Genomic DNA, 24,580 nt, shown 5'->3' on the forward strand with positions numbered 1-24,580 from the left:
ATCTTGTCTGTAGAAGCCATCGACGTGCCTCCTCTACTATTTGCTCGTCACCTTTAGTAGATTGCACTCGATGGCTTTCTCGTCAAGATCCAGCCTTGGAATTTACACCACTACATGAGACTCTAACGTTCAATTCCCATCGTTTAAGGTAAAGGCGTGTTTTAATCACAATAACCATGGAATAGGAACCTTTGTGTTGTGGGATATTTTCCAAACGGCATGGCGCCTCTCAACTAATGAAAACTCCAATAACTATGTTGTTGATCGACACATCCCATAATGTGATGGCTGAAAACCAATGCAATGAGACCATTGTCTACATGGAATTCACTGAAGCTATGGCACAAGTAATTGACACGTACCCATTGATGATGCATCTCTACAGAAGACCGAAGCCCCCATTACCACTTCACTTAAAACAGTGAAATCACCTGAAAATCATGAGATATTTGATCAAGCAATACTTGATTGCTCTATAGTGAAAGTGCATCGACAGGACACCCCGTCCACAGAACACAGCCGCGCGTAGTAGCTCCATTCCGTTGGGTGGTATCTCGTGCAATTGTCTATCACCTGAACTCATACACAGCAAAAAGGAGCTAAAGTGCGGGATAAACGCCCCGTCACCTCAACTCCTCATTTTAAAACGTGGTTGATTAGACTATTTTGTCAGTTTGCTGTTGCCTGGGGTTTGAAACGATAGTCATGGTGTTCGACAATAATGATATGATCCTGCAAAAATGTCTCTGACTTTCGCTTCAACTTGTTCAGATTGGAGAGATCCCTAATTCCCAGTGCTTCCATAATATCCTGTTTTGAGACCGTCTCTGCACCAGACATTTTATACTCTAAGAGAAACTGTTGGAATTGAACGATCTGAGGCACTCGATTCTTCCCATTACCCTTGGTCTTCTGTCTTCTCTTTTTCACCGATACTTCCATTTCCTTTTTGACGTACTGCACCCCTGGGAGTTCGCCTACAATCGTATCAACCGCCCCCTGATTGTTGCAGAACACGTACATTTTTGCGGGACGTATGTGGTCGCGTGCGACTCTATGAAGTGCCTGGTACATTTCTCCGCAAACCATTTGTGTTCTGACCAGTGAAACCTCGTCATTTTGGTAGAGGATATTATCGCTCCCCTCCTTTGTGAAATAAAAGTGGTTCAAGAGATATGCCATGTAATTGAAATAGGGCGTTTTGAGCAAAAAAATCGTGTCAAAATCGCGGTACTTGTTGACCCCAGTTAGATTGCCAAAATGGTCAACCGCAATCGGGAACCCAAGGTTCTCGGAAACTTTCTCCAGGGTTTCACCGTAGTCCTTGAAGTGAGCCAATACACTTTTGATTACTTGTTCTTCGTTCGCCTTATCCGTAATGAACAGAGCACCATGGCAATCTTTCAGTGGAATCTCACTCAAGACTTCCATCGTAAATTTGGTGTAGGTTTTTAAAGCTGTTTTCCCTGTATTCACAGTATAGTGGGTCAGGAACGAAGATGAATAATCAAACAGTTTCTTCTGCCGCTTTACCACAAATAGGTCTGAGAGTTCAGGACGGTAATCGAACCCCGAATTGGCATCAAGCACTACATTGTTCTGCAACATGAGTGGCGGTAGACGAAAATCATACGTGTGGAAATTCCCCTCGAAAAAATAGCCCCCGTTTTTAATGAGATGATGGATATTTTCCATGATGGTTTTATCCGCTCGATCATCAATAAAATCCAGCATATTTTCCAATCTCGGTAGTTCCCCGATCAAGTCAGGGAACGTAACGAACGGAATATCCTTCGTTAAATAGTCGGTATAAATGCGTTCCATCTCGACAAACTTGGTTAACAGTTTATCGGCAAGATACTTCATTCCATAGTCTTCTTTACGCATGGAATTTAGAGCGTATCGTCCGATCTCATCACCTCCAATTACAATGGGATGCATGAAGCTCGGAAATTCGTCGAGGATGAGGACCTCGCGATTCTGCCACAAATCTTGGTAATTTCCACGACAGAACTGAAAGTACATTTCGTGCGTTATGCATAAGACAGGAATCTCTCTTGCTCTCTTTAACTTATACGCTGGTTTATTGTCCCCGCCGATGAATTTTGCCGCGACCGTCGTCCCCGCATGCTGATTGATAGACTGGACAGTGTTCGCCAGTTCTTCACCTGCAAAGAGTTGAACATACAGTGCACGGCGATACGGAGGTGTAGTGGCTACCTCTGCAAGAAGCTTATGCATGTAACGTGATTTCCCCGACGAAGCTTCGTGATTAAATGTCACGAATACTTTATCTTGCCACTGCTCCTCATTGATGATTTGTTCTCGCAATTCTACAAAATAGTCCTCGTGCTTTGTTGTCATAGTCATTTTCCCCTTTCGCTGTTGTGCATAATGCTTTGTGACTGTTTGGGCACAACACACAAAAAAGCTGGTTGTTCGTGAATGAGGTGTGCCCGCGATCTTTCACCCATAGGACATAAGAGTTCTGAACAGACTTATCCTTGGGTTTGAATTGAAAGACCTATATAAAAAACGAGCACCCTCCACGCAACCAGCTTTCTGTTTGCCTGGGGAAAATGGTGACATCCTGCGATATATAAAATAACCTGTCAATTATATTTGTCCAAATCGTGAGTCTATCCTATCTCCTTCATTGCATTTAGTCAACTATAATATGGTTTTATATCAATTAAAACCCAATACAGTTTGTTTCCAAACACAATTGGAACGTCCCTCTATGTTGACCTTCCCATCCCCATCCTTCACTTCCTACTTTGTCGCCCAAAGTACGACTCACATCAAACATCATAGTACGACACGTTCTGAATAATTCGCCCGCCCTTGCTTAATATATGAGGTCAATCAAAAATACGAGGAGGTTATCATTTAATGAGTAATTCACACGTTTACGCAGTGGTGGTGGATAGCGGAAAACATTTCTCAAAGGCTCTCAGCTATAAGGATGGTGGATTCATTAAAACGAGGTTTCGCACGTTGGTGGAAGATGCGACCCATGTCTCTGGCGTTGAACTGTTCGGAGATACGTATCGGGTCGAGTTTGACGACAAGCAGTACCTCATTGGCAGTATGTTGTCGGAAAGAAACGCAGACTTTCACGTATCCAAACACTCATTGAGTCACAAGTTAGCAATCTATACGTCCATTGCACTGATTTTAGAAAAAATGGGGATTGCTCGATTAGGGATTCCAGCGTTAAATTTGGCGGTTAACTGTCCCATTAACATTTTCAAGAACCAACAACTCAAATCCGAGTACAGGGACTATATCCTGAACGAGCACAAACCTATTTGCCTGCGGGTCAATGGACAAGCTTGGGTGTTCAGAATTAACGCACTCGTCCTGTTGCCAGAGGGAGTCGGATCGATTTACACCAATTTGGATAAGTATAGGAACTCACGGGTCACAGTCATCGACATCGGGTCATTAAATACTTCTTTCTGCACCTTTGATCACCTAATACCGAAATTGGACTCGATGCTGATTAGTGATCTTGGGGTCAATCTCTTGAGGGGGTATATACAGGACACCTTGTCCAGCCGTTTTGGGCAGTCAGTTTCACTCGATGAGAGCGAAGCCATCCTTCATGAAGGTGCCTATTCGCTAAACGGTGCGATCATGCTTGATAGTAAGTCCATCTTCACTGATTTGAAGATGGCTCATGTCAAACACATCGCTGATTTTGCAGTCTCTCATGGACTGTCGCTGAACTCTCCAGTATTTTGCGGCGGTGGTGCTTTACTTCTGAAAGACCAGATCATCGAACGCTTTCCTCACGCAAAGATCGATGAAAACGGAAGCTACTCGAATGTAATGTCGTATTGGAAACTCCTTGAAGCGAGAGGCTTGACCCATGTCTAAGCAAAAAATCTCCATTTCCATCAGAGATCCAGCGATCTACGAGTTTGTAAAGGCGAAGGCGGAAAGGGAGAACGTAAGCGCATATGTTTGTGACTTGATCCGCCGCAACATGGAGCAACCAAGCGAGGAAGACCTGGACAAGAAGGTTGAAGAAATCGTGAGACGATTGTTGCAAAACACCGATGCAGTCACGTTTTCCCCAAGCAATCAGCCAAACAAGAACTCACTAACTGACGAAGATAGAGAGCTACTCAAGTCGCTTTTCTAACGAAGGGAGCCGAACCTTGGCTCTCTTTATCTGTGAGCACGCATATCTCATACAACTTAACCCTAACTTTCTCAACTCTGAGCCTTCAAATCGCGCTATCAGTCTGATTCTTCATGAACATCGCTTGTCCATTCAGACAATCAAGAAAGGACGCTCCTTTTCGGAACGCCATGCTTTTATCAATAGCCGCCACCTGCACCGCCGCCAAACGCGGGAACCAGCAAGGAACAGTACAAAGATGATCAAGAAGACAACTGACTGTCCGTACTGAAATCATGGTAAACAGTACCCACTCGTGGTGTTAAGACGACAACTTGTCCATTTTCCAAGTTGTCTTACCAGACTTTCCACAATAATTGGTCTAAGTTGGCGACTTGTTCGGTTCAGGTGCAACAGAGTAACATGTTTGCAAACAAATGCGTTTTGATCAAAACGACATCACCCAGTTAGAACAAGACTCTATGTACTTAAACGAAACATTGTGCTGTAAATCATGATTTCCGACGACGGCGAGATTTCCCCTGCCACTGACTCCATTTGGACAAATGCATATCCAATACCCCACCGTGCCAATACTTGATACCTAATTTCTCAGCTTCCCTACGCGCTCCTGTGGTAATGTTCGATGATGTGATCAGCATCCCATATATACAACTTGGTGATGGATTTATACGTGCAGTATATAGTTCTCGAATAACAGATGGACCAACTGGACGTTTATCATCCCAATGTTTACACTGTACGGCTGTCCGTTCATTGGTGCGTTTATCGGTCAAAACTAAATCAATCCCCGCCATCATTACCCCCAACACCAAGTTCCTCAACCAAAAATCCTTGTGAACGAAAATAGAGGGCAAATAAACGTTCAAATTCTGACCATGTTAATTTATCAATCGGAGTACGCAAGATTACATCATCAGAACTACGCGATGAAGATTTTCTGTTATTCGACGATGAAGTTTTTCTCGTAGAATTATGCGACTTCTTTTCCGCACCACGTTTCTTGCGTCTTTTTGGGGCAAGAAAACGTTCAATAAGTCCTGATAAAATACCGAGACCAACCACAAAACATAGGAAAAGAAAGATACCATTATGTAAAAAGGACATGTTATGTGAACTCCCGACTGACGAGTATTATAGTAGAATTTTAAACATCAGGTACTCTGCCGTTTCACAATATCAAGTTGAATTATCAAACATACTCAACCATAGGGGCTACTGTGTTATTTCAGGCAAATAGCCGCCGTCCCTAAACTTTTCGAGACAACTCCTGCAGATACACAATTTTCTCTCAGGACTTGAAGCAACTTTCACGAATATCTCTTGAGGGAAGACCTCTTTGTCACACCAACAATTCCCATGAGGCTTACCCGCCAAATTGCCGCAGTTGTTATCTCCCCCACAAATCGGACATTCCTTTCCGCCTGACATTGATTTGACCCGCTTTCTTGCCTTTTCGTCAACGAACCATTGTTTCTGGCTCCCCCAACCCAGAGTCCGTTTTAGCGATGTAATATCTTTTACATTACTCTCAGCTTCATGTTATTTTGTCGAATAACTGAATTTATCCTCTTAAATTAACTTCATTCTTGATATGGCTTGAAAAATGTCTTAGGAATTGTTTCGAAAATATCGATGGTTACGCTATTCCTATGAGTAGAAAACCCCAACTGAGCAAGTCTTCTCTGGCGATGTATGGGGTTCTCATATGTTGTCGCCGCATTCCAAGCTTGATTGATGCGTTCAGTTATCCAAGGCTGTATTTCTGCTGGCAACGAATCTATATTCTCACTACAATCAACCCAGTGAGATAGTTCACCTCTGAAAACATCAGTGATAGTTCTTCCCCATGATAGTAAAAGCTCTACTGCGTATGCACCCGCGATTATATTTAATTCTCTTGGGAAATCCCTTGTTTGAGGAAGGAAACTGTCCAAATGTAACCCTTTCCTTGGTTGACGAACATTAGCCACTGCCATTACACAGGATTGAGCAGTCAACCGACTCTGCGGGTCATTCAAATACAGATGGATTGTGGCGGGTCTAAATTCATCTGATTCTTCTTCTGTCGTGCACCTTTGAGCCAAAGTCAATAATGCGTTTATAACTTTATCTTCAAACTGCTTGGGGATCATTGCCGTATCCATCGTAGCACGAAATTTATGTAAAGCTTGCTGAAATGGTTCGTCTTCAACTATCCGTTCAATCGCGCTTATTTCATGAATCGTCACGACTTTTCGCGATGGTGGGATTCGAGGAGATAAAATATCGGCTATTTCATCATCATGTTTCTGCTTAATAGTTTCTTCAGCAAGTGCCGACAATAATGCCTCAAATGCTTCTTGATTACTTCGTGAGCCAGGGAATTCCTTCATCGGATCAATGACAGTGACCCCGTAGGAATTACATAGTGATTCCAGTTCATTGCTGTAATCAAACGCGATTAAATATGCTCTGGGAAGTTTGCCGCGAAATACGTTATGTAGCCCTGATAATAACAACTGAATATTCTTGTCTCTGAGACTATAACCAACAAACAACAGATTTTTTGCCAATAAGTCGGAACGAAGACGGATATTGAGGAAGTGATCTGGATCGTCAATTCGAGTCTGATAGTCCTCACTTGTAAAAACTACTGATTCAGGGCGGGATAAATCTCCATGATACTTAAACAGTAAGCGATCTGCAGGTACTGACTCTGCCAAGTCCTCAAGTTCAATAACTGGTTGATAGTAGCGTCCAAACTGCTCGAAGCACTTTTCAAGAATGTTGTCTTGATTGGTGGTATAGATAATACCCAGACCCAGGCTCATTATCTGTAACTGAGTAGTTCCACGATCTGCATCGAAACTATCAACCAGTAGCTTCGATTCCAAAAAGTCGCACAACCCACTTTTTCCATATTTGTCTACATACTGTTGTGCTATAACAAGGTGGTCACCAGGTTGAACACCAAGAGTATGAGCCATTTGGTCACGAATCTCATCCCAATCGACATGCAAAATCGGGACGGAACATCCAGCACCCAGAAACGGAACTAATTTATGCCTCGCGGCAAGAGGTGCTAAAACTGAAATTATGTTAGAGTCTGCACTCATGGATTTATCTCCTTCATTCCACTTCTTCTACCTGCCTTGCAACGGTTTGGATCTTGCGGTCTGGGTGGCTGATAATTAAGTCAATGGATGCGTGCTTGCTCTATGCCATCTTGTCGCCGAGACCCTTGTACACTTCCTCAAACATGAAATCCATGACAGCGGTCTTAAAGTCGCTGTCTTCAAGGATTTTCATGAAGAACTTCTCGTTCTGACCCATTCTGCCAATCACAATGTCCAGGAATGCCTTCTCGTAACTGAACTTGAAGTTGTCTTTGGTATTGCTCCTTGCCTTTTGTGCCAGGTCGTCATCATTGATAATGTCCTCTTTGATTTGCTCATAGGACAAGCGATCTGTGTCAGTAAAATCCGTTCCGAATCGCTCATTAAGACGATTGATGATGGCAGAGAGCCTGTCCGTCGGCTCCTCTTTGCCACCTCCCCCGCCATGCGATGTCGGATTCAGTTGCGCTCCACCCTGTACTTCAAGTGCAATGCTCCCCTCAAATACCATCGTATTCCGATAGAATTGAAGTGCAATTTCGTCCGCCAGATAGACGGATTCGGACTGGTTCTTGGGTAACTTTTTAAGCAGAAAGTTGAGATACACGTACAATTTATGTAGTTCCACATCGATGAAAGGTGCGATTTGCAAAACGAACGAGTATGTACGGATGAACTTCATCCCCGTACTCTTGAAGTCGTCTTGGCGTTCCTTCTGCAATTCATTCTTGTACCGTTCGACAGCCACATCAAGAATCGCATTCAATTTCTCTTGCGTTTTCGTTGTTTTCTTCTTACCGCTGAACTCCAGCTTCGAAACTCCCATGACCTCATGCTCTGTGTAGACCTGATAAGTATCCAGTTCCCGTTGTAAATCGTATAGAATGTTTGGATTCGTCGTATCCGAAAGCCCAGTGACCTCATAGTACGGTTGAAACGCTTTCTGAATGGATTCGGCATCGTTCACGAAGTCGAGGATGAACGTGTCGTTCTTCCCTTTACAAGTACGGTTAAGTCTCGACAGCGTTTGAACTGCCTTAATGCCATCCAGCTTCTTGTCCACAAACATGGTGTGAAGAAGTGGTTCATCAAATCCTGTCTGATACTTCTCTGCAACGAGCAATACCCTGTACTCATCCGAATGGAACTTGTCAGGTAGCTCTTTCTCCCCGAACCCATTCATGAGTGGTTCAGTGTAGGACGCACCCGAATCCTCAACAGTCCCAGAGAAGGCAACCACAGCCTTCATGTCGGTGTACCCTTTGTTCGCGATGTATTTGTCAAACGCTTGCTTGTATTTGACGGCGTGCAATCGACTCGCAGTAACAACCATTGCCTTTGCCCGTCCGCCAATCTTGTGTCTCGTCACACGTCTGAAATGCTCAATCATGATCTCGGTCTTCTGCGCGATGTTATGGGGATGCAGGGACACGTACTTGGCGATTTCCTTGGTCGCTTTACTGCTTGCGACTTCAGGGTCATCCTCAATCATCTTGGCTACCTTGTAATAAGTTTTATAGGTCGTGTAGTTTGCCAGCACGTCCAAAATAAATCCCTCTTCAATGGCTTGCCGCATCGAATAAACATGGAAAGCATGAGGTTTTCCGTCCGTCCCCATCCGACCGAACTTCTCTAAGGTCTTTGCCTTTGGTGTGGCTGTAAACGCGAAGAAAGAAATATTGTCTTGCTTGCCGCTCTTCACAATCGTCTCGACGATTTTCTCGTCGATGTCCTCCATGTTCTCCTCGGCAATTCTGTCCGCTTCAAGAGCTTCCTCCAACGTCTTATCAGACAAAATGTTGGTCATAGCAGTCGCAGATTTTCCGCCTTGTGAACTGTGAGCTTCATCAATGATGATGGCATATTTGCCTCGCGCGAATTCCCCGACCTTTTCCATGATGAACGGGAACTTTTGCAAGGTTGTAATGATAATTCGGGTGTTGTTGACCAGTTCATTAGCAAGCTGACTCGAATCTTTGTCAATCTTGGCAACCATGCCTGCCTTATGCTCCAACTGGTACACAGCATCTTGCAACTGCTTATCCAGAACCCTGCGATCCGTAATCACAATGACACTATTGAATATTGCGTTATCTTCGCTATCGTGTAACTTCGCAAGCCGATGAGTAAGCCACGAGATACTGTTTGTCTTGCCACTCCCAGCAGAATGTTGCACAAGATAATTTGTTCCTACGCCAAGTAGCTTTACGTCCGCCTCAATCTTCCTTACGACATCCAACTGATGATATCGCGGAAAGATGACCGTTTCCTTCTTATCAATGACCTCTCCTGTGCTATCCAGGATATCCTCTTGTTGCACAAATACGAAGCGGAACAGAATGTCTATCAGGCTGTGCTTTTGTAGGACTTCCTTCCACAGATAAGCCGTCTTGTAGTCATTGGCAACGGGGGGATTACCTTTGCCGCCATTGTCCCCCTTGTTGAAAGGAAGAAAGAACGTCGAATCCTTCTCCAACCGTGTTGCCATGTAAACTTCATCAGGGTCTACAGCAAAGAACACGATGGCACGTTTCTTAAACTGAAACAATAGTTCCTTCGGGTCACGGTCTCTCATATATTGCCGCTTCGCATCGTCGACCGTTTGATTGGTCAGAGGGTTCTTCAATTCCAGAACAGCAATCGGAAGTCCATTCAGTGAAACCAACATGTCGATACTGTTGTTGTTCTGGGAACTGTAGTACACTTGCCGACTGATTGAAAAGATATTTTTCTCGTACAGATCAGCAAGTGTCCGATTCATATAACTGACGGGTTGGTTATAGGCGAGTCTGAGTGTCACGCCATAATCCTTAATACCATGGCGAAGGCAATCGATAATACCTCGACTGCTGAGTTCCTTGTTAAGCCGCTCCAGAACCTTCTCCTTCATCTGCTCTTTGTACACCTTGCGGAGCCGTTCCAGAGACTTCGACTGGGTGCTTTCAAGGAACTCAAAGAGAACCTGGACATCGAGAGCATAGTTCTTGAAAGCCTCCAGGTCGTTGCCCTCAATGTATTTGCTCCTGTATCCTGACTGAACGAGCCAATCTTCTATATTGGTCTCCAGCCCTTTTTCGGTATAATCGATCGCCATGATATCATCACGCCTCCTTATGCCATCATGGTTGCTTCAACTGTTAAATCTCTAACGTCGATTTTCCCCGTTACCGCCTCAAAGATGAGAGACAGACGATATTCTTTGAGCTTATGTATTTGCTGGTTTATCTCAGCAATGGCATCATTGATGTACTGTGACCTCTCTACTATCCAATCCCTAATAGCACGCTGTTCATCAACAGGAGGGAGAATGATTTTGAGATTGGTGTACCGATTGGCGTTTAAGTTTGCTTGGCTCACACTTGGTATCGCAAAACTTCTCGCATAGCTTAAAAACGGGTGGCAGTTCAACAGTAAGTTCAGAAATTCGGAATCAGCTTTCTCATTTACTTTTAACCTCACTAAATATGAGGCAAACGTAACTTTATCTTCGACACTCCCTCTGAATATTCCAACCTTTGCAATCTGGTCTAAACTATTCGTCCTGTTGAACAACAGATCGTTTGTGTTCAAAAGGTATCTTTCATCGAGTTCATTGAGAGAACCGCCAGATGGGATCTGAATCTCACCATGGCTGATGTTCCCCATCGTAAGAAGCTTGTACTCTCCTTCTCCTTTACTACTTTCGGATATTCCATATTCAATCTGCGATAAAACGTGTTTAATCTTGAAAACTTGCCAGTGCTCTGGTATGTCCCCAATCCACTCAACACCAAAATCCTTTGTCTCTACATCGGAATTTAATCCCTTTGTCACCGCATCAGTGATGAGTGTCTTCCGCTGTTCATCTAAAACGGAAATTAGTTTTTGTTTGTCTGCAACGACCGAATCGATTTCATTAGTCTTCTGATCAAGAAAATCAGCAATTTGTATCTGCTCTGCGACACTTGGCAGGGCAAACTTAAAGTTCGCCATAAAATCTGCAGGGATTCGTTTAAGTCCTGCCACACCATACATTGAAGCAATGCCCTCAAGTCTGAATCGATTGGATTGAACCAAATAGAATATGTATCGCCTATCGCATTTAGGCGTTGGTCTTATCACATGAAGTTCTGTAGTTCCGAAAGCAATTCCATTCGTCAAATCTTGCGCCAATGCAATGTTCCCATTTTCAAAACATGGCGTAACTTTGGCAACGATTATGTCTCCATCACGGAAATATGTGTATCCTACAGCAACCTCCGAATACTCCTTAACAAGCGAAGTATCTATTTTGCCGACGGACAATATATTCTCCATCGGAAGAAATGTGACCTCGGTATCCTCAGAGAGTTTCGCCTCTGATTTGCTCGGATTTAGCACACAAACATGTTTCAGCCTTTTTAGAGTCCAACCTGTTGGCATATACCCGATTGATTCCACTCCGCTGTCCACATAAGACTCGTATCCCTTGAACTTAGCCATCATTCAAACACCTTCTCCAACTTGCCCAAGATACTCTTTTCCAGTTTTCCGACTTCATCCAGTATTGCACTGGAGCTTCGAAGAGGTACGTACTGATAAAAGTGCCTGGTGATTGGAATCTCATACCCAATCTTTGTCTTGCTCTCATCAATCCAAGCATCTTGTACATGAGGTTTAACTTCTCTATCGAAATAGACATGAATGTCTTCTTTCAACGGAACGTTCTCTGTGTCGCGCAAGTCGGGATCGGGTTCAGGATTGCCTTTACTGTCCATGCAGATATCTGCTGTTTCGTCCTTCTCACAAAGCGCGGACAGTATCGCCTTCAAAAGTGGAGCAGGTACAATTAGGTCGTTCTCCTTAAATACCTTCTTGAGTTTTTTCGTAAAGGAGTCCCTATTTTTATACACTATGTCGTCGCTCAGTGAAGAAAGAGCATCAATGATTTGTTGTTGAAGTTTCTTCCCAGACTCAATCTCGTCCGATCCCGCTTGCCCCTTCTTTCGGGATGTTGCCAGGTTGCTGAACGCAGTTTGCTCCCAAAGTTGTTTAATCCGCTCTTCACTAATTTGGAAGTTCAAACGAAGTGGGCGTTCGACAGTAATTTTTCTGTATCCAAAGTCGTCATTGTCAAAGACTTTGCAGTGTTCCCCTGGTTTCAGATTGCCATATATCCGTACAATCTCTTCAATGTGTTCCTTGGAAAGCTCATTCCTTTTGTTGCCAAGGCTCTTCTTCATCTTTTGGTAGAAAGAAACTGCGTTAACAAGCTGGATCGTGCCCTTTCGAAGTGGATCTTTGTGATTCGTCAAAATCCAGATGTAAGTTGAAATTCCTGTGTTATAAAATAGTTGGTCTGGGAGTGCCACAATTCCTTCAACGAGATCGTTATCAATTAGGTACCGACGAATCTCACTCTCCCCACTGCCTGCATCTCCAGTAAACAATGGGCTTCCGTTCATGATAATAGCGATACGGCTCCCCTTTGGGTTTTCTGGAGTGACACACTTCATTTTGGATACCAAGTGTTGCAAGAAGAGAAGCTGACCGTCACTAATTCGAGGTAGTCCTGCGCCAAATCGTCCATTGAATCCTTTCTGTTCGTGTTCATCCTTTACAGCCTTTTCGGCTGGTTTCCACTCCACGCCATAGGGTGGATTTGTGATCATATAGTCGAACTTCATGTTTGAAAAGGCATCATTGGACAGGGTATTCCCAAATGCAATGTTCTTGGCTTGTTCACCCTTGATCAAGATGTCCGCCTTACAGATCGCATATGATTCCTCATTAAACTCCTGTCCGAAGAATTCAAAGCTCGCAGTCTTGTTCAATTCCTTCAGGTATTCTTGGGCGACGGAACCCATACCGCCCGTACCTGCACAGCAATCATAGAGTGTTTGGGTAATACCAGGTTTGATGAGATCCTCCGTGTCTTCATTCAGGAGCAGATTGACCATCAGTCGAATGACTTCTCTCGGCGTGTAGTGGTCGCCAGCTTCTCCATGCTCAGAGAATCTGCGGATTAGTTCCTCAAATATGTAGCCCATGTCTACATTGCTGACCTTCGTCGGATGGAGGTCAATCTCACCAAAACGCTTGACCACAAGATATAACAGGTTATTCCGTTCCATCTTCTCGATTTGCTTGTCAAACTCGAAGTATTCAATGATGTCGCGTGCAACTTTCGAAAAGCCGTTTATGTAGTCGCGGAGATTGTCAGCAATGTTGTCCGAGTCAGCCAGGAGCTTCGCAAAATCGTATTTGCTCACATTACTGAAGTTTTGCTTGGCAACTCGGTTCAGAATTTCATCCCGCGACTCTTGCGGTAAGTTTTTGTATTTCTCATATTGTGTAAGGACTTCATCCTTGGTCTCGGCTAATACGCAATCAAAACGTCTTAACACTGCCATCGGCAAGACGACTTTGCCGTAATCTTCTTTCTTGTACGGTCCTCGTAGAATCTCGGCAATTGTCCAGATGAAATTGACCTTATCTTGAAAATTGTTCATGGATGGTAGCTCCTCGAAAGCGATATAGGCGATATGTGAGGTGATGAGAGTATTTAGGAATAGATGTTTCTCCTCCCTACTATTTTATCAGAAGCCCATAGATTCGTCTGTAAATAGTCTCCAGAACAATATGTAGTAGCGTTGGTTCCCCAACGCCTTCCTTACCCTTCCTACTGTTACGCTGTCATCCGCCGCCGCATCACCTTCACTTCATGCTCAAATGAGAGCAGGTCAAATAACGGTCTGGACACATTCACGATAAAAGCTCGAAATATCCTTACAATTTCTCGGACATTTGCTATCTGATCGGATGACGCACGATACTGCACTCCAACTGTGTTGTCTCGAACATACACCCGTTTATCGATCTTCGCTTCCAACAACCTCGGTTTGCTCACAATCAGGTTGTAGAGATCGGACCGATTCCCGAAACGAAGCTCGACGAACCCGCAACCCCGACTGTCGCAAGCCGAGCAGTGGTACATTAGGTCTCCTGCCCCTGCCCCGAAGGTCACAACACGATTTTCAAGACGGCTCTTGCCTCTGTGAAATGGGAAAAACTCAGGGAGACACCTTTCAAGCTCCTTAATCATGAACTGGTTTAGAGCCTCTCGACATACAGAGTAGTCGTATACCGCATTGGAGATGGGTAGTGGCTGAATCCCATGAAACTGAGGACTTTCCACCTTCTCGACCACACTAAGAGGTTGAGCAACGGAATCCACCAGACTAAGGTTGTCCCACACGTCGAGTTTGTTGAGCTTGTCCAATTCTTGAATTGGCTGTATCACATCTTCTGCAATTTCAACCAGATACAAACATATCGGCTTACCCGCTGTCTCAACTACCTTCCGAAGCTCCGTGACGTGTTTATCCTGGAAACTCAATGCCTGATAAACCACCCTGCCTGCATCGAGGTAGTCAATAAGCCGAAGAACAGCCTCCTGATGTGCGCCATTCGAGCGTGCCAGCACACTTTCCACCAGCACGGGTAGCCCAAAACTGTCCACCGCGTACATATCAACTGGTTTCTTCTTCTCCCCATTTTCCGACCTCGAATGGTTTTGTAGAGTGTCTATGGGCTGTTCCAGTTGAATGTGGCTTAACCTTGCCCCCAATACTTGCTCCAGCCTTTCTTTCCTCGTTTTCAAATACAAGTGAAATATAAATTCCTTCTCCGATGCCCCAATTGACATTTGATCCCCACCTTTCAAATGCAAAGAGAGAACCCCGTAGAGTCCTCTCCCGCGCCTTGTTTAATGCAACAAGCGTTTCACCAGGTTGATAAGCCGCTTTGCCAGTTCAATAATTCGAAATGCGCCTTTGTACTGGTCATCCCCTCCGCTCAAATCGCTCTCAATGACAGCTTGTACCAAAGCAAAAATTGCTTCTTTGATTTCAGGAGTGGCAGGGATGTTATCGCCAATGGTGTAATCGTGAAGGATAAGCAGGTCAAACAATGTCGTTTGTTCATTTGTGGTGGTAGGCAACTGAGTAAGGTCGAACAATGACACGTCCAACGCTTCGCACAACCGTTCTAAGATTGGTAGACTGGGTGCGCGTCGTTCCCCTTTTTCGATTCTCATGATATAGGCAGGGCTGATCCTGGTCAGTTCTTCCATCCTCTTTAAAGAGTAACCTTTCTGCTCCCGATAGTGCCTCAACCGCTTCCCTATAGACGGGTGAATTGCTCGGTTCCCTTTGTTACTCACTGACTTGTCCTCCTAAATGTTTCCCACAGCGGGAATCCTATTTTTTTTGAATCCTCATATCATAGATTCCGCTGGTAGATTTATTCCGTGGTCACGCCTACACAGAATAGGATCTGAGGGTTTTAGAGAAGGCAACGACTGGGCTTACGGATTTGCAACGTCTGTTGTTCGACTGTAATCCAGGGGGTTGCGTGAAGTGATGAGCGGAATCTTGCTGAAACTTCGATATCGGAACGGAGACCTATTTGGAAAATTAGGTGGTTCCACAATTAGTTTCATTTCAAGAATGGGTTATGCAACGTGAACCACAATGGTTTCAATAAATGTAACCGTAAATGTTTACATTTGAAGCAACCCAGGTGATAGCAAATGCTGTATCTACTCGCTCACCAGTCTTGACCGCTTGACTGTTCTTCGTTTTACATTACCAAGATGATAAAAGAAGCTGAGTGCGGGCTATGGAGGACAGCCTGTCCGTCAGCAGTTGGACATTTTGCGCGTCATACGGACAAGGTGGACAGCAACGTAGTGAAGGAAAACCCAGGGCAATCGGGATGAGGCATACCTATTCGAATGATTGGCGTATATCTGGGATTGGCATCGCAACGGATGAAAAACTTCGGGGATATGGGGCTACTGATCTGACGGCACATTACCTTCAATTCTCCACCTTGAGTGTTAACTCGAATCAGTCGGACACACAGCCAACTTGTGGCTATGGACTTCTACTCCTTGACTTCCCATCGCCGCCTGCTCCCCAGCCGCAACCACCACATCCACGCGGAGGGGGGTTATAAGGAATGGGAGCTATATGGAGGGTTTTCTTTGCAACTTATACCACTTTTACATATCACCATATGTGTTACTCTTCATTTTTCTGCTCATAATTGAAAAAACACCTCCATAACCCTCCCAAAGTTCCCATCGAAAGCAGATAGTACGATACCGTATGCCCCCCCTTCTCGTCCGTGGATGCGGATTTGTCCTGAGTTTTGGAGTGGCAGTCAAGGTGTCAATCAGCGTATGGGTAGAAACTGCTGTCGCTATGAGGAATTGGGTCTATTGGGCGCGGATCTCGGTAACACGTTTATGACGCTGTTCGAAGGCAAGCAACTGCTGTGTAAAGGGTTGATTGCGTTGACAATATCATCTCGCGAATCATGGTTTCTGGTCGGCATGCGGAACTTGTCCCTCATAGATCAGACGGGTACGGTTCCGCTGACCAATTTCGTTCCTCCTTCGCGAAGGCGATAGTTACAACACGGTTTTGCCCGTATCGCAAAATAGCAGATTACGCTTTTTATGATGAGTTTGGCAGATCATCCTGTGTTCTCATTGTCCCTGTGAAAGACGTTTTCTCCATTTCGGATGAAGCGAACCTACGGAATCGGTTTACCCTTTCAAGCAGGTACAATAATACTTTTGGTTGTCCTTGGTTAACTGCCGTCGGCATGGTCGGGTACATTCCATCTGACAAGCCACATTTGACCTTTCTTTATCGCGTAGGCAATAGTTGAAACACGGTTTTGTCTTTTATCGCAGACGAGTGAACCCTGGCAATAGGATTACCCTTATCACGGACAGAAAACCTTTGAATCGGGGCTTTTAGACCTCCGCCTACTTCAAAAAGTTGGGTGACTCTGCTTTGCGACGTAAGGCTCTCCTGTTCCATGTTGCGTTGATGAGAAAAGGTTTCCCCCTTATCGCAGACAACAGAACCAACGACATTGGAGTCCTGTGCAAGTGGAGATGAGACCCGTACACTTCGCCCAATCGATAGTAGAGATCAACCTACGATAAGGGTTCATCAATCCGCCTCCAGGGATTTATTTCCACACGTTCTTTCATGCATTATAGGTTTATGTTTTCCGAAAGTTGTTTGGGTCGATCTTCCTTACTGCCACAAGGGATTTCAGACTTTGTGTGCGTGCTTATAGAATCAGGAGATAGGGCTGGAGGAAACGAGGCGAAGATTGTAGTGTTACGGATATTGAAACATAAATGGTTACATTTACAGAACAACTTCCTTTTCTTGAACCACTTTAATTTTTGTCTACGCTTTCAACTCGCATCGTTACTCTCGGTGACTTTTTCGAAGTGCCGCGTCTTGTTCGTCTCTATTTAATCCGTCACTTTCTGAGTGCACTGTGCCCATCGCCGCCTTTGTCGCGTCCACGTTCGGACTCCCACACAACATGGAAGCATCAGGATCAGCATCGTCCCTGAGAAACATCTCTCTCATTCCATCCCCACCAGTCCTATCCACCTATCCCTCCTGGGAATTTTACCTTAACTGCAAACCGATGGCTGATGTCTGTCGGCAAACAAAGTTTTCATGAGAACAGGGTCGAGCAGAGATGTCTCATCCCGCTCTCGACAGATCCTCTGGAACGGTCAAGATTCACGTCAGTGACTTGTGCCTGACCGTTTTAGCCCAGAGTGCCCAACGAATTTGTTGGAAATGTATTATCAGTATACAATTATACCAGGGTGTTAGGAGGTAGCGACATGGAAAAAACCAAGATGAGTTCACATATAAAAACTATCGACAAAACAGGAAAAACTGGCTTGACGAAAGAAAAGAAAGAGATACTTAAAAGACATGCTGGATCAGCATCTGTTCCAATTGACTTGAACACCATGAGAGAATGGCTCAAGTATAGAGAATAAAATGGGAAAACTGTTGGCATTCAAGACCAGACAAATTGAACCAGCGATTGACCGAAAGACCTTCCTTGAGATGATTCTGAACGAAGTAAAACGCAAAGAAGTAATTACGCATTTTGAAGAAAAAGAATACGCTGTGGAAAAGTTTTATGTAACCCCACAATTCGAAATACATGACAATGGTGATGGTCAGTGAAAAAACGCCATCTGAATGTTGTGAATCAATGGATGATTGGCGAAGTGACAGTGGGAATTTAAAACACGGATCAAATAAGCCCCAAAACCGTCCAGGCGCATATGAAGGACTACGATTTTAGAATACTGATGAAAAATCCCGTTGCTGTGCATCACGAAGAACCAATGGTCTGAGGAAATGAGATTGATCGGATACTGCAAGAACCAAATGATGATTGCATAAAGCGATAATCTCTTTCCCCATAACCCATCCCTCTATCTTTCAATTGTTTTCATCTTTCGAAGCTTGGACACTTTCCCTTTTTGCTAAAAGGCTCATTTCAGATAATTTCACCGCTTGATATCGATTCTGCTTTTGCTTAGACGCTCTTTTTGCTTTGAATTCAGCCATATTCACCAGTTTTTTAGCCATACTCATTTCAGTCTCCTATTCAACGGTTGTCGCGAATTTTGATACCATAGGACAAGCGTGAGTGATTTAGGAAAAGTGATGGTTTTAGAGAACACACATCAAGAGACAACTAAACGAATAGCTCAAAGCACAAAGCAGAATCTTGCATTTCATCGTGCACTGAAGAGAAACTACAAGCCTACAACGGTCTTGACTATATGATGTTGGTTTCTGGCGATGCACGCGAAACTCAGCGTCTACGAATGATTCAGTTTCAGGAGTCAATGAACGTTTAAATGCTGAAATTCTGATGCAAAGGTGAACTCATCCATGGCGCTTGCTAAATCTCATCCCCCATCGGCTCCGCAAACATTTCTTCATGCGTATCCATTCCTGGTTTGCATCTTTCTCGGAGTTCAAGAAAATGGTTGCGAAGTGCCTCCAGGTCATCTGGATCAGGATACACGGAATGAACGAGAACATCTTCTTTGTTTTGTGTCACATCGTCACCTCCTGCTCAACTTCATTAAACTTTAGGCACTGAGTTGTAAAAGGCTAATTGTGTGCATTCTTCAGTACATGGAGCTTGTCACACTCACTTAAATCCTGATGATCTGAACTTTCAGTAGCCCCCTTGTTTGATTATAATGAATTCATGGTTGGATTGGTTTCCGATTCGCCGCTCATGGCACATTCCCAGAGGGTTTGGATTCCGAATCTTTTGGACAGGAGAGATTCCAGGGATGGGGTCTCTTTTTGTTTGTGAATCCCATAACAGCACAAGAAAGAAATGCGTTCAATCGTAGCAAAATGAATCACCAATAAAGATCGACCGTGTGATGCGATTCCATTGTCAAAATGAGCAAAGAGGGTTCCAGAATATCTCTCGAAGCCAAACAAAGATGAATGCGAAGAGTGTCCATGAAAAACATTGATGGGAAAAGAGCGAAACGATGGGATTCTTCATCACAGAGTCCCTGCTCGAACCGACCTTTCCCCAACAACTCCCTACGCCCACATGATTATTCATCGCAACGGAACATTGACGATTTTGAAATCTCGTGTTCTTCGGCAGTCCCCAACTCAACAAGTCCATACCGAACCAGCAAATCTCCCAATTCGCTGTCGAACAGATCCGCATCGTACCAAGGTAGTTGCTTATAATAATTCACGACATGATCCAGATCGTATTTTTCACATATCTCCTTAAAGGCATCGTGAAATCCGCTGGTACCCTCCATATGAATCCACCATGAATAGTATGTCGATTTTTCATATTCATAGGGCGTTTTGCCCTGCCGAATATCATTCTGCTTAAATACCTCAATTGCCTTTTCGCGGAAATCAGTCATAAATTCTTTCGTGAAGCATTGTTTGATCTCCACTGGCATTTCGTATTCAAAAGTCAGATCATCTCGAATTGGCATCACAATATCCTCCTTTGCAGTTGCAAGGAAAAGCACGATATGGTGGATCTGGACGTTGATCAATACATATATGTAAACCGTCGATTCATTACATTGACTCCGTTATTACTGATGCACAATCCACACTTCAAGCCTCTATCGTCTTTCTCACGCGCCTGCGAATGACATTAAGACGGCGAATCTGTAAAAAGCCTGATGGTGGTCGGCGAACAACATTGTCATCAACTCTCGCTCACTACCAGTGAAAGAGAAGGATACATGGGTTTGATGCTGAAAGATCGCACGGAGTCGTTCCAGCAAGAGATCATCAATTTTCTCGATTACCTGAAACTCGTGAAACCATACTACCAGCCTCGTGCCCGATTGCTCTGGGGTACGTTGCAGGAGGTTCACAGCTTCATCCAACAGTGCAAGAGGGATTTCTGTCAGCTTTAGTAGACACGATACGTCCAAAATGTCTTCGATTTTGGTGCGGATCTCAGGTTGGGACAGATACTCCCAGAAATCATTAAGGGAGCAATCCGATAGAGGCTTGATACCTATACGCAATTGAAGAACCCCCTGTAACAATCGAAGCGTCAATTCCTCAATCGTTGAAGTGTTAGACAAGTCGATTTCAGCCGCGTAGCATCCCCTCGCTTCCAGCCTCTTCAGCACATCACAAGCCAAAGTGGTGCCAACATAATGGGGAACTGTGAATGTGACACTGCAACCGTCGTACAACCGCTGTTCAAGCTCCCGTACAAACCCGTCATACCGAGAATCCGACGTGGGAAGACCACTATCCTGAGAATTCGCCTGATCGTCACCCATCTGTCGTATTCACCCCTATCGGACTTGTCCCTACCATCCTCATTTTATCGCCATAACCCTTCCCTGGGTCATCTCAACCAATTGGTCAGGCGTTAGCTCGAATACCGCTTTCGGATGTCCCGCCGCCGCCCAGATTGTCTTAAACTGAAAGAGGTCTTCGTCAATGATTGTTGTGATAGATTCTACGTGACCGAGAGGCGGGACTCCTCCTATGACAAATCCTGTACGTTCACGTACAAAGTCCGCATCGGCTTTTCCAAGTTTATCGTTTAGCTCATTAGATAGGGATTTCTCATTGACATGATTCACTCCACTGGCAACCACTAATAACGGGCTGTCTGAGTCCTTTAAGCGGAATATGATGGACTTTGCAATTTGGGCAACCTCGCAACCGATGACAACAGCCGCTTCTTGAGCGGTTCGCGTGCTGTCTGGTAGTTCTACCACCTTGTTGGTGTACCCCAATTCCGACAACCTGCTCTGTACCCGCTCTGCACCTTCTTTCAATTGACTCGTCAAAGTCATTCCCCCCTAACAATCCGCATCAGCAGAACAGCGCGAACATAACTCTCTGGCTTACTTTAAAGCTCTGTAACTTTTTGGACGTAAAGGAACTTCATCCGTTTCATCACCGCCATCACTTTATTCTATAAATCAGTATCCTTATACTAAAAAAGGCGGCATATCGCCACCCCATCCACTTCGCTGTTTTCAGCCCCACTTCACAGACGGCAGGGGGTCTCCGCTTGGTCTTACTCATGCACCCTGGGTTCTCACTCTTGACGGTGGTGAGTCACACGACTTTTTTACACACCTGTGCGCCGTACTCTCAGTTTAGCCTCTCCCTGACTCGCGGGGAGGAGCCTTCACCTGGAGCATAGCAGATGGGCGGGATTGGATCAATGTGAAGACAGGCTTGAGAGAGGCTTGATAGGACGGTATGTATTCCATTCCGAAAGACCATCACAAGCGTTTACTTATCTGAAACGATATCTACTTACAGAACTTTAAACATTTATGGTTACATTTCCTGAAGCCTTTCAGTTTCCTACACAACAATCCCTACTTTACTCCGCCCTCAGACGACCTCAGGCATTTTTTCGGCTGACCAAAGCTTGACACCATGATAGATTGGGATCAAGCAAAAAAAGGGAGGAATGAATTAACAATGAACACAACTATTTTCGTAGGGTTTAGGCATCAAGGGATGATCAAAGGTTGTACGTGGCAAAGAACGTTGAAGCAAGATACAGTGGGGAATCGAGTCCTCGACATGCTTGGAGCCGTAGATGTTGATTATGCCAAGGAGATTTTCGAATGTATTGAGTGGAATCCACGGGGCGAGAGTCACAGGGAAAAGGATGGGACTTATTTGGTTAAACTGCTCGAACTTGGGATTGCGGAGTATGAAGAAACGTTGCGTAGAACCCTAAAATTCCTGTATCGAAACATCAAGGGGAGCGACATAAAACGTGATCTCGCAAGATATCTCAGAAAGAGAAACGGCAAAACGATGGCTCGATTAGTGGCTTCATCTTTAGACTTCCAACAAAATAGATTCAGCACCGCGTTTATCTTTGATCTGGATGCCAACCAAGTAGAGGTAATCGAAAATCGTCGTATCTCAGTGTCATAACCTCGCTGGAGGAACGGTTTGGCGCAAATAGTTCCTGGGGGCACGAAAACGTACAGGCACGCCGTTCCTAAGTTAGCAAAAACCAATGTTGACGAATATACCTTGCCCTTAAATCGGGGTACGAAGAACTGTTCATTATCCCAAAAAGTCGATAATCTTGGTGGTGATTTCATTGTAAAGGACAAAAACAGACGGTTTCGAGAAATTCAAGTCAGGTCTCTATAAGGAACAAGATGATATCCAAGGACTTTGCTGAAGCTTTTAATTACACCCTGTAACTGCATGATCATGCTCGAATATCACCGCAACCGCGCCCCTATTCCAGAGCATTCACCTTTGACTTCCCCTCATAGAGCCGCTTGTCAGCCGAGTGCAAACACGAACCCAAACTGTCGTCCTTCTCTGCAACGGTACATCCAACACTCGCGGTGTACTGTTTATGCGTAAACAAGTCCGTCACCTGCTGGGATTGTGTTTCGACATCCATGTCCGTCCTCATCGCAAAGACAAATTCATCCCCGCCGTAACGTGCGACAATGCCTTGTTGACCAATATGCTCTCGTAGCAATTGAGCGACATCCACAAGAATGGAATCCCCTTCAAGATGTCCCAGGCTATCGTTGATATTTTTGAACTCGTTGAGATCGAGCATACCCACAATTAGCGCACCATCATGCTGATTTTGCAGTCGAGTGAATTCCAGTTCAAATCCCCTACGATTCAAAACATTCGTCAACGGATCGTGAAGGCTTGCATGCTCTGCGATGCGACGGGAAATCAGCATTTCAAGAACGAGAGAGACGTGCGTCGCAGAAGCCGCCATCATCTCCGCATCCGTCTCATCAGGTTCAGTCTTCCGTCCGAGAACAATTGCGCCGACATTTGTTCCTTTTACGACAAGCTTCCAAGCTCCGACATATTGAACACCAGCATCCAACCAGACTCTTTTCCAGGCGGGAGGTGCTTCATTGACGGAAAGCCATGTTTCAGTGACAACGTAGGCTTCACCTGAAAACCATGCACCATCGCCGATAAAATGCGTTAACTCCGACTCGGAATACTCAATTCCCCACGGGTTATACACCTTAACCGATGATTCTTCTCCTTCTGCTATGAATTGTTTACAATATATAAACATCCCTGACTCAACAGCGAACGCCTGCTGTAACACGTCAGCTACCTTCGCAAATAAATCCCTACCCCGTTCCACAGATGCCCAATCTCGTGATTGTTCAATGAGGGTCTTCAATGAGTGCATATTGACCGCCCCTAACACACAAAAAAACACACCCATCTAAACTTGGATGTGCCGCATGTGTCTCCGATTTAGCGGCAACCTGGCAGGCATGGCGTAAATGCTGTAGCCCCACGGCTTTGTGCCCCGTCCTTTCGGATCGGTTTACCTTTTTCCTCTATTCCAGAATATACTATTAAAAATTCAGGAAGGCAACTGAAAATAGGTCAAGTAAATCAGGGTGAAGGGAGAGCGGATTTTTATTCCCATAGCGATTTCGTAAGGGCAATAATTAGTGTTTCTTAGGTTCAATCCAAGCCTTGAATATAAGCCGTCCAACTATCGTGTTAGGCGATGAGCGCACAGTCACAGAAGGAATGGATGGATCATGACTTCTTAAAATTTCCGCCCAGCGCGGTATCTCACGGATAAGAAAGTCTGCAACCTTTTTATCAGGAGTGGCGTAGCCTACGTTAACGAAGCCCTCACCGATGAATTCGGGATACAACGAGTTCGCCCACTCTTCCGCTTCCCAGGTTGAGTCAAAAATCATGCTATCTTCTCTATAACGTCCATGAACCCAATTGATACTCATTCGACCATCCCCTTACTAATAATTGTTCCACGGCATCCATGGCACCCAAGAAGTAAACACGAAAGATGTGAGTAATATCGCGCACAGAAAATAAATATCAAATGCCAACACTATGCCGAAACAGACGGTAGGAATGACCTGCCATGTGGTCGCCCATTTTCTTTTCCACGCATAGTAGGTCGGAACTGCAAA

At 44.7% G+C, this 24,580-nt stretch carries 23 protein-coding genes and 1 riboswitch; of the genes, 5 read left to right on the forward strand and 18 right to left on the reverse strand.

The features are described from left to right. Window positions 1-669: 669 nt before the first annotated feature. Complete coding sequence (locus AN477_RS08320) at window positions 670-2,364, reverse strand: hypothetical protein (RefSeq protein ID WP_054968714.1); 1,695 nt, start codon at window positions 2,362-2,364, stop codon at window positions 670-672. A 528-nt stretch (window positions 2,365-2,892) separates the two neighbouring features. Between AN477_RS08320 and AN477_RS08325 the strand changes: the two genes are divergently transcribed. Next, the gene (locus AN477_RS08325) at window positions 2,893-3,882 is read left to right on the forward strand and encodes a ParM/StbA family protein (protein WP_054968715.1); all 990 of its coding nucleotides are present in this window, start codon (window positions 2,893-2,895) and stop codon (window positions 3,880-3,882) included. Further along, entirely contained in the window at window positions 3,875-4,150 is a 276-nt protein-coding gene (locus AN477_RS08330; protein WP_054968716.1) for a hypothetical protein, read from the forward strand. Before AN477_RS08325 ends, AN477_RS08330 begins: the two co-directional genes overlap by 8 nt. A gap of 491 nt (window positions 4,151-4,641) precedes the next feature. On the opposite strand, the gene AN477_RS25855 is transcribed toward AN477_RS08330, so the two are convergent. From AN477_RS25855 to AN477_RS08375, 10 genes are all read right to left on the reverse strand, one after another. After that, window positions 4,642-4,950: a restriction endonuclease gene (locus tag AN477_RS25855; RefSeq protein WP_083486086.1), complete on the reverse strand. Its 309-nt coding sequence runs from the start codon at window positions 4,948-4,950 to the stop codon at window positions 4,642-4,644. Continuing rightward, a complete protein-coding gene (locus tag AN477_RS08335) occupies window positions 4,934-5,257 on the reverse strand; it encodes a PDDEXK family nuclease (protein ID WP_054968717.1) in 324 nt (107 codons plus the stop codon). The genes AN477_RS25855 and AN477_RS08335 overlap by 17 nt, the downstream gene beginning before the upstream one ends. 108 nt (window positions 5,258-5,365) lie before the next feature. After that, window positions 5,366-5,581, reverse strand: coding sequence for a cysteine-rich CWC family protein (locus AN477_RS23725; protein WP_083486087.1), 216 nt, complete (start codon window positions 5,579-5,581; stop codon window positions 5,366-5,368). 152 nt (window positions 5,582-5,733) lie between these two features. After that, entirely contained in the window at window positions 5,734-7,248 is a 1,515-nt protein-coding gene (locus AN477_RS08340; protein ID WP_054968718.1) for an SIR2 family NAD-dependent protein deacylase, read from the reverse strand. 100 nt (window positions 7,249-7,348) lie between these two features. Next, window positions 7,349-10,342, reverse strand: a complete 2,994-nt coding sequence (locus tag AN477_RS08345; RefSeq protein ID WP_054968719.1) for a type I restriction endonuclease subunit R — start codon at window positions 10,340-10,342, stop codon at window positions 7,349-7,351. Between the two features lie 17 nt (window positions 10,343-10,359). Beyond that, window positions 10,360-11,709: a restriction endonuclease subunit S gene (locus AN477_RS08350; protein ID WP_169787864.1), complete on the reverse strand. Its 1,350-nt coding sequence runs from the start codon at window positions 11,707-11,709 to the stop codon at window positions 10,360-10,362. Next, on the reverse strand, window positions 11,709-13,718 hold the full coding sequence (locus tag AN477_RS08355; protein WP_054968721.1) for a type I restriction-modification system subunit M: 2,010 nt from the start codon (window positions 13,716-13,718) through the stop codon (window positions 11,709-11,711). The genes AN477_RS08350 and AN477_RS08355 overlap by 1 nt, the downstream gene beginning before the upstream one ends. A gap of 176 nt (window positions 13,719-13,894) precedes the next feature. After that, window positions 13,895-14,914, reverse strand: a complete 1,020-nt coding sequence (locus AN477_RS08360; RefSeq protein ID WP_054968722.1) for a hypothetical protein — start codon at window positions 14,912-14,914, stop codon at window positions 13,895-13,897. Window positions 14,915-14,974: 60 nt separating this feature from the next. Then, window positions 14,975-15,430 carry a helix-turn-helix domain-containing protein gene (locus AN477_RS08365; RefSeq protein ID WP_054968723.1) on the reverse strand — a complete coding sequence of 152 codons (456 nt, stop codon included), beginning with the start codon at window positions 15,428-15,430 and terminating at the stop codon, window positions 14,975-14,977. A 2,074-nt stretch (window positions 15,431-17,504) separates the two neighbouring features. After that, a complete protein-coding gene (locus AN477_RS08375) occupies window positions 17,505-17,672 on the reverse strand; it encodes a hypothetical protein (RefSeq protein ID WP_157061879.1) in 168 nt (55 codons plus the stop codon). Window positions 17,673-17,938: 266 nt separating this feature from the next. On the opposite strand from AN477_RS08375, the gene AN477_RS24375 reads away from it, so the two are divergent. Then, window positions 17,939-18,100, forward strand: a complete 162-nt coding sequence (locus AN477_RS24375; protein WP_157061880.1) for a hypothetical protein — start codon at window positions 17,939-17,941, stop codon at window positions 18,098-18,100. A 1-nt stretch (window position 18,101) separates the two neighbouring features. Next, window positions 18,102-18,293, forward strand: a complete 192-nt coding sequence (locus tag AN477_RS08380) for a hypothetical protein (RefSeq protein ID WP_054968726.1) — start codon at window positions 18,102-18,104, stop codon at window positions 18,291-18,293. A gap of 261 nt (window positions 18,294-18,554) precedes the next feature. On the opposite strand, the gene AN477_RS24380 is transcribed toward AN477_RS08380, so the two are convergent. The 5 genes from AN477_RS24380 to AN477_RS08400 form a co-directional block, all read right to left on the reverse strand. Next, entirely contained in the window at window positions 18,555-18,704 is a 150-nt protein-coding gene (locus tag AN477_RS24380) for a hypothetical protein (RefSeq protein WP_157061881.1), read from the reverse strand. Window positions 18,705-19,023: 319 nt separating this feature from the next. Further along, a complete protein-coding gene (locus tag AN477_RS24385) occupies window positions 19,024-19,185 on the reverse strand; it encodes a hypothetical protein (protein WP_157061882.1) in 162 nt (53 codons plus the stop codon). A 520-nt stretch (window positions 19,186-19,705) separates the two neighbouring features. Further along, window positions 19,706-20,110, reverse strand: coding sequence for a hypothetical protein (locus tag AN477_RS08390; protein WP_054968728.1), 405 nt, complete (start codon window positions 20,108-20,110; stop codon window positions 19,706-19,708). A 147-nt stretch (window positions 20,111-20,257) separates the two neighbouring features. Further along, window positions 20,258-20,923 carry a hypothetical protein gene (locus tag AN477_RS08395; RefSeq protein ID WP_054968729.1) on the reverse strand — a complete coding sequence of 222 codons (666 nt, stop codon included), beginning with the start codon at window positions 20,921-20,923 and terminating at the stop codon, window positions 20,258-20,260. 39 nt (window positions 20,924-20,962) lie between these two features. Further along, window positions 20,963-21,448, reverse strand: a complete 486-nt coding sequence (locus tag AN477_RS08400; RefSeq protein ID WP_211265979.1) for a YbaK/EbsC family protein — start codon at window positions 21,446-21,448, stop codon at window positions 20,963-20,965. Between the two features lie 643 nt (window positions 21,449-22,091). Between AN477_RS08400 and AN477_RS08405 the strand changes: the two genes are divergently transcribed. After that, window positions 22,092-22,559 carry a hypothetical protein gene (locus AN477_RS08405; RefSeq protein ID WP_054968731.1) on the forward strand — a complete coding sequence of 156 codons (468 nt, stop codon included), beginning with the start codon at window positions 22,092-22,094 and terminating at the stop codon, window positions 22,557-22,559. 316 nt (window positions 22,560-22,875) lie between these two features. Here AN477_RS08405 and AN477_RS08415 read toward each other — a convergent pair whose 3' ends face one another. Continuing rightward, window positions 22,876-23,817, reverse strand: a complete 942-nt coding sequence (locus tag AN477_RS08415; RefSeq protein ID WP_054968733.1) for a GGDEF domain-containing protein — start codon at window positions 23,815-23,817, stop codon at window positions 22,876-22,878. 70 nt (window positions 23,818-23,887) lie between these two features. Continuing rightward, a riboswitch (cyclic di-GMP riboswitch) is annotated at window positions 23,888-23,973 on the reverse strand. Window positions 23,974-24,085: 112 nt separating this feature from the next. Next, window positions 24,086-24,388, reverse strand: a complete 303-nt coding sequence (locus AN477_RS08420; RefSeq protein WP_054968734.1) for a hypothetical protein — start codon at window positions 24,386-24,388, stop codon at window positions 24,086-24,088. Window positions 24,389-24,580: the final 192 nt, after the last annotated feature.

The sequence above is a fragment of the Paenalicyclobacillus ferrooxydans genome (assembly GCF_001399675.1).
Lineage (GTDB): Bacteria > Bacillota > Bacilli > Alicyclobacillales > Alicyclobacillaceae > Alicyclobacillus_B > Alicyclobacillus_B ferrooxydans.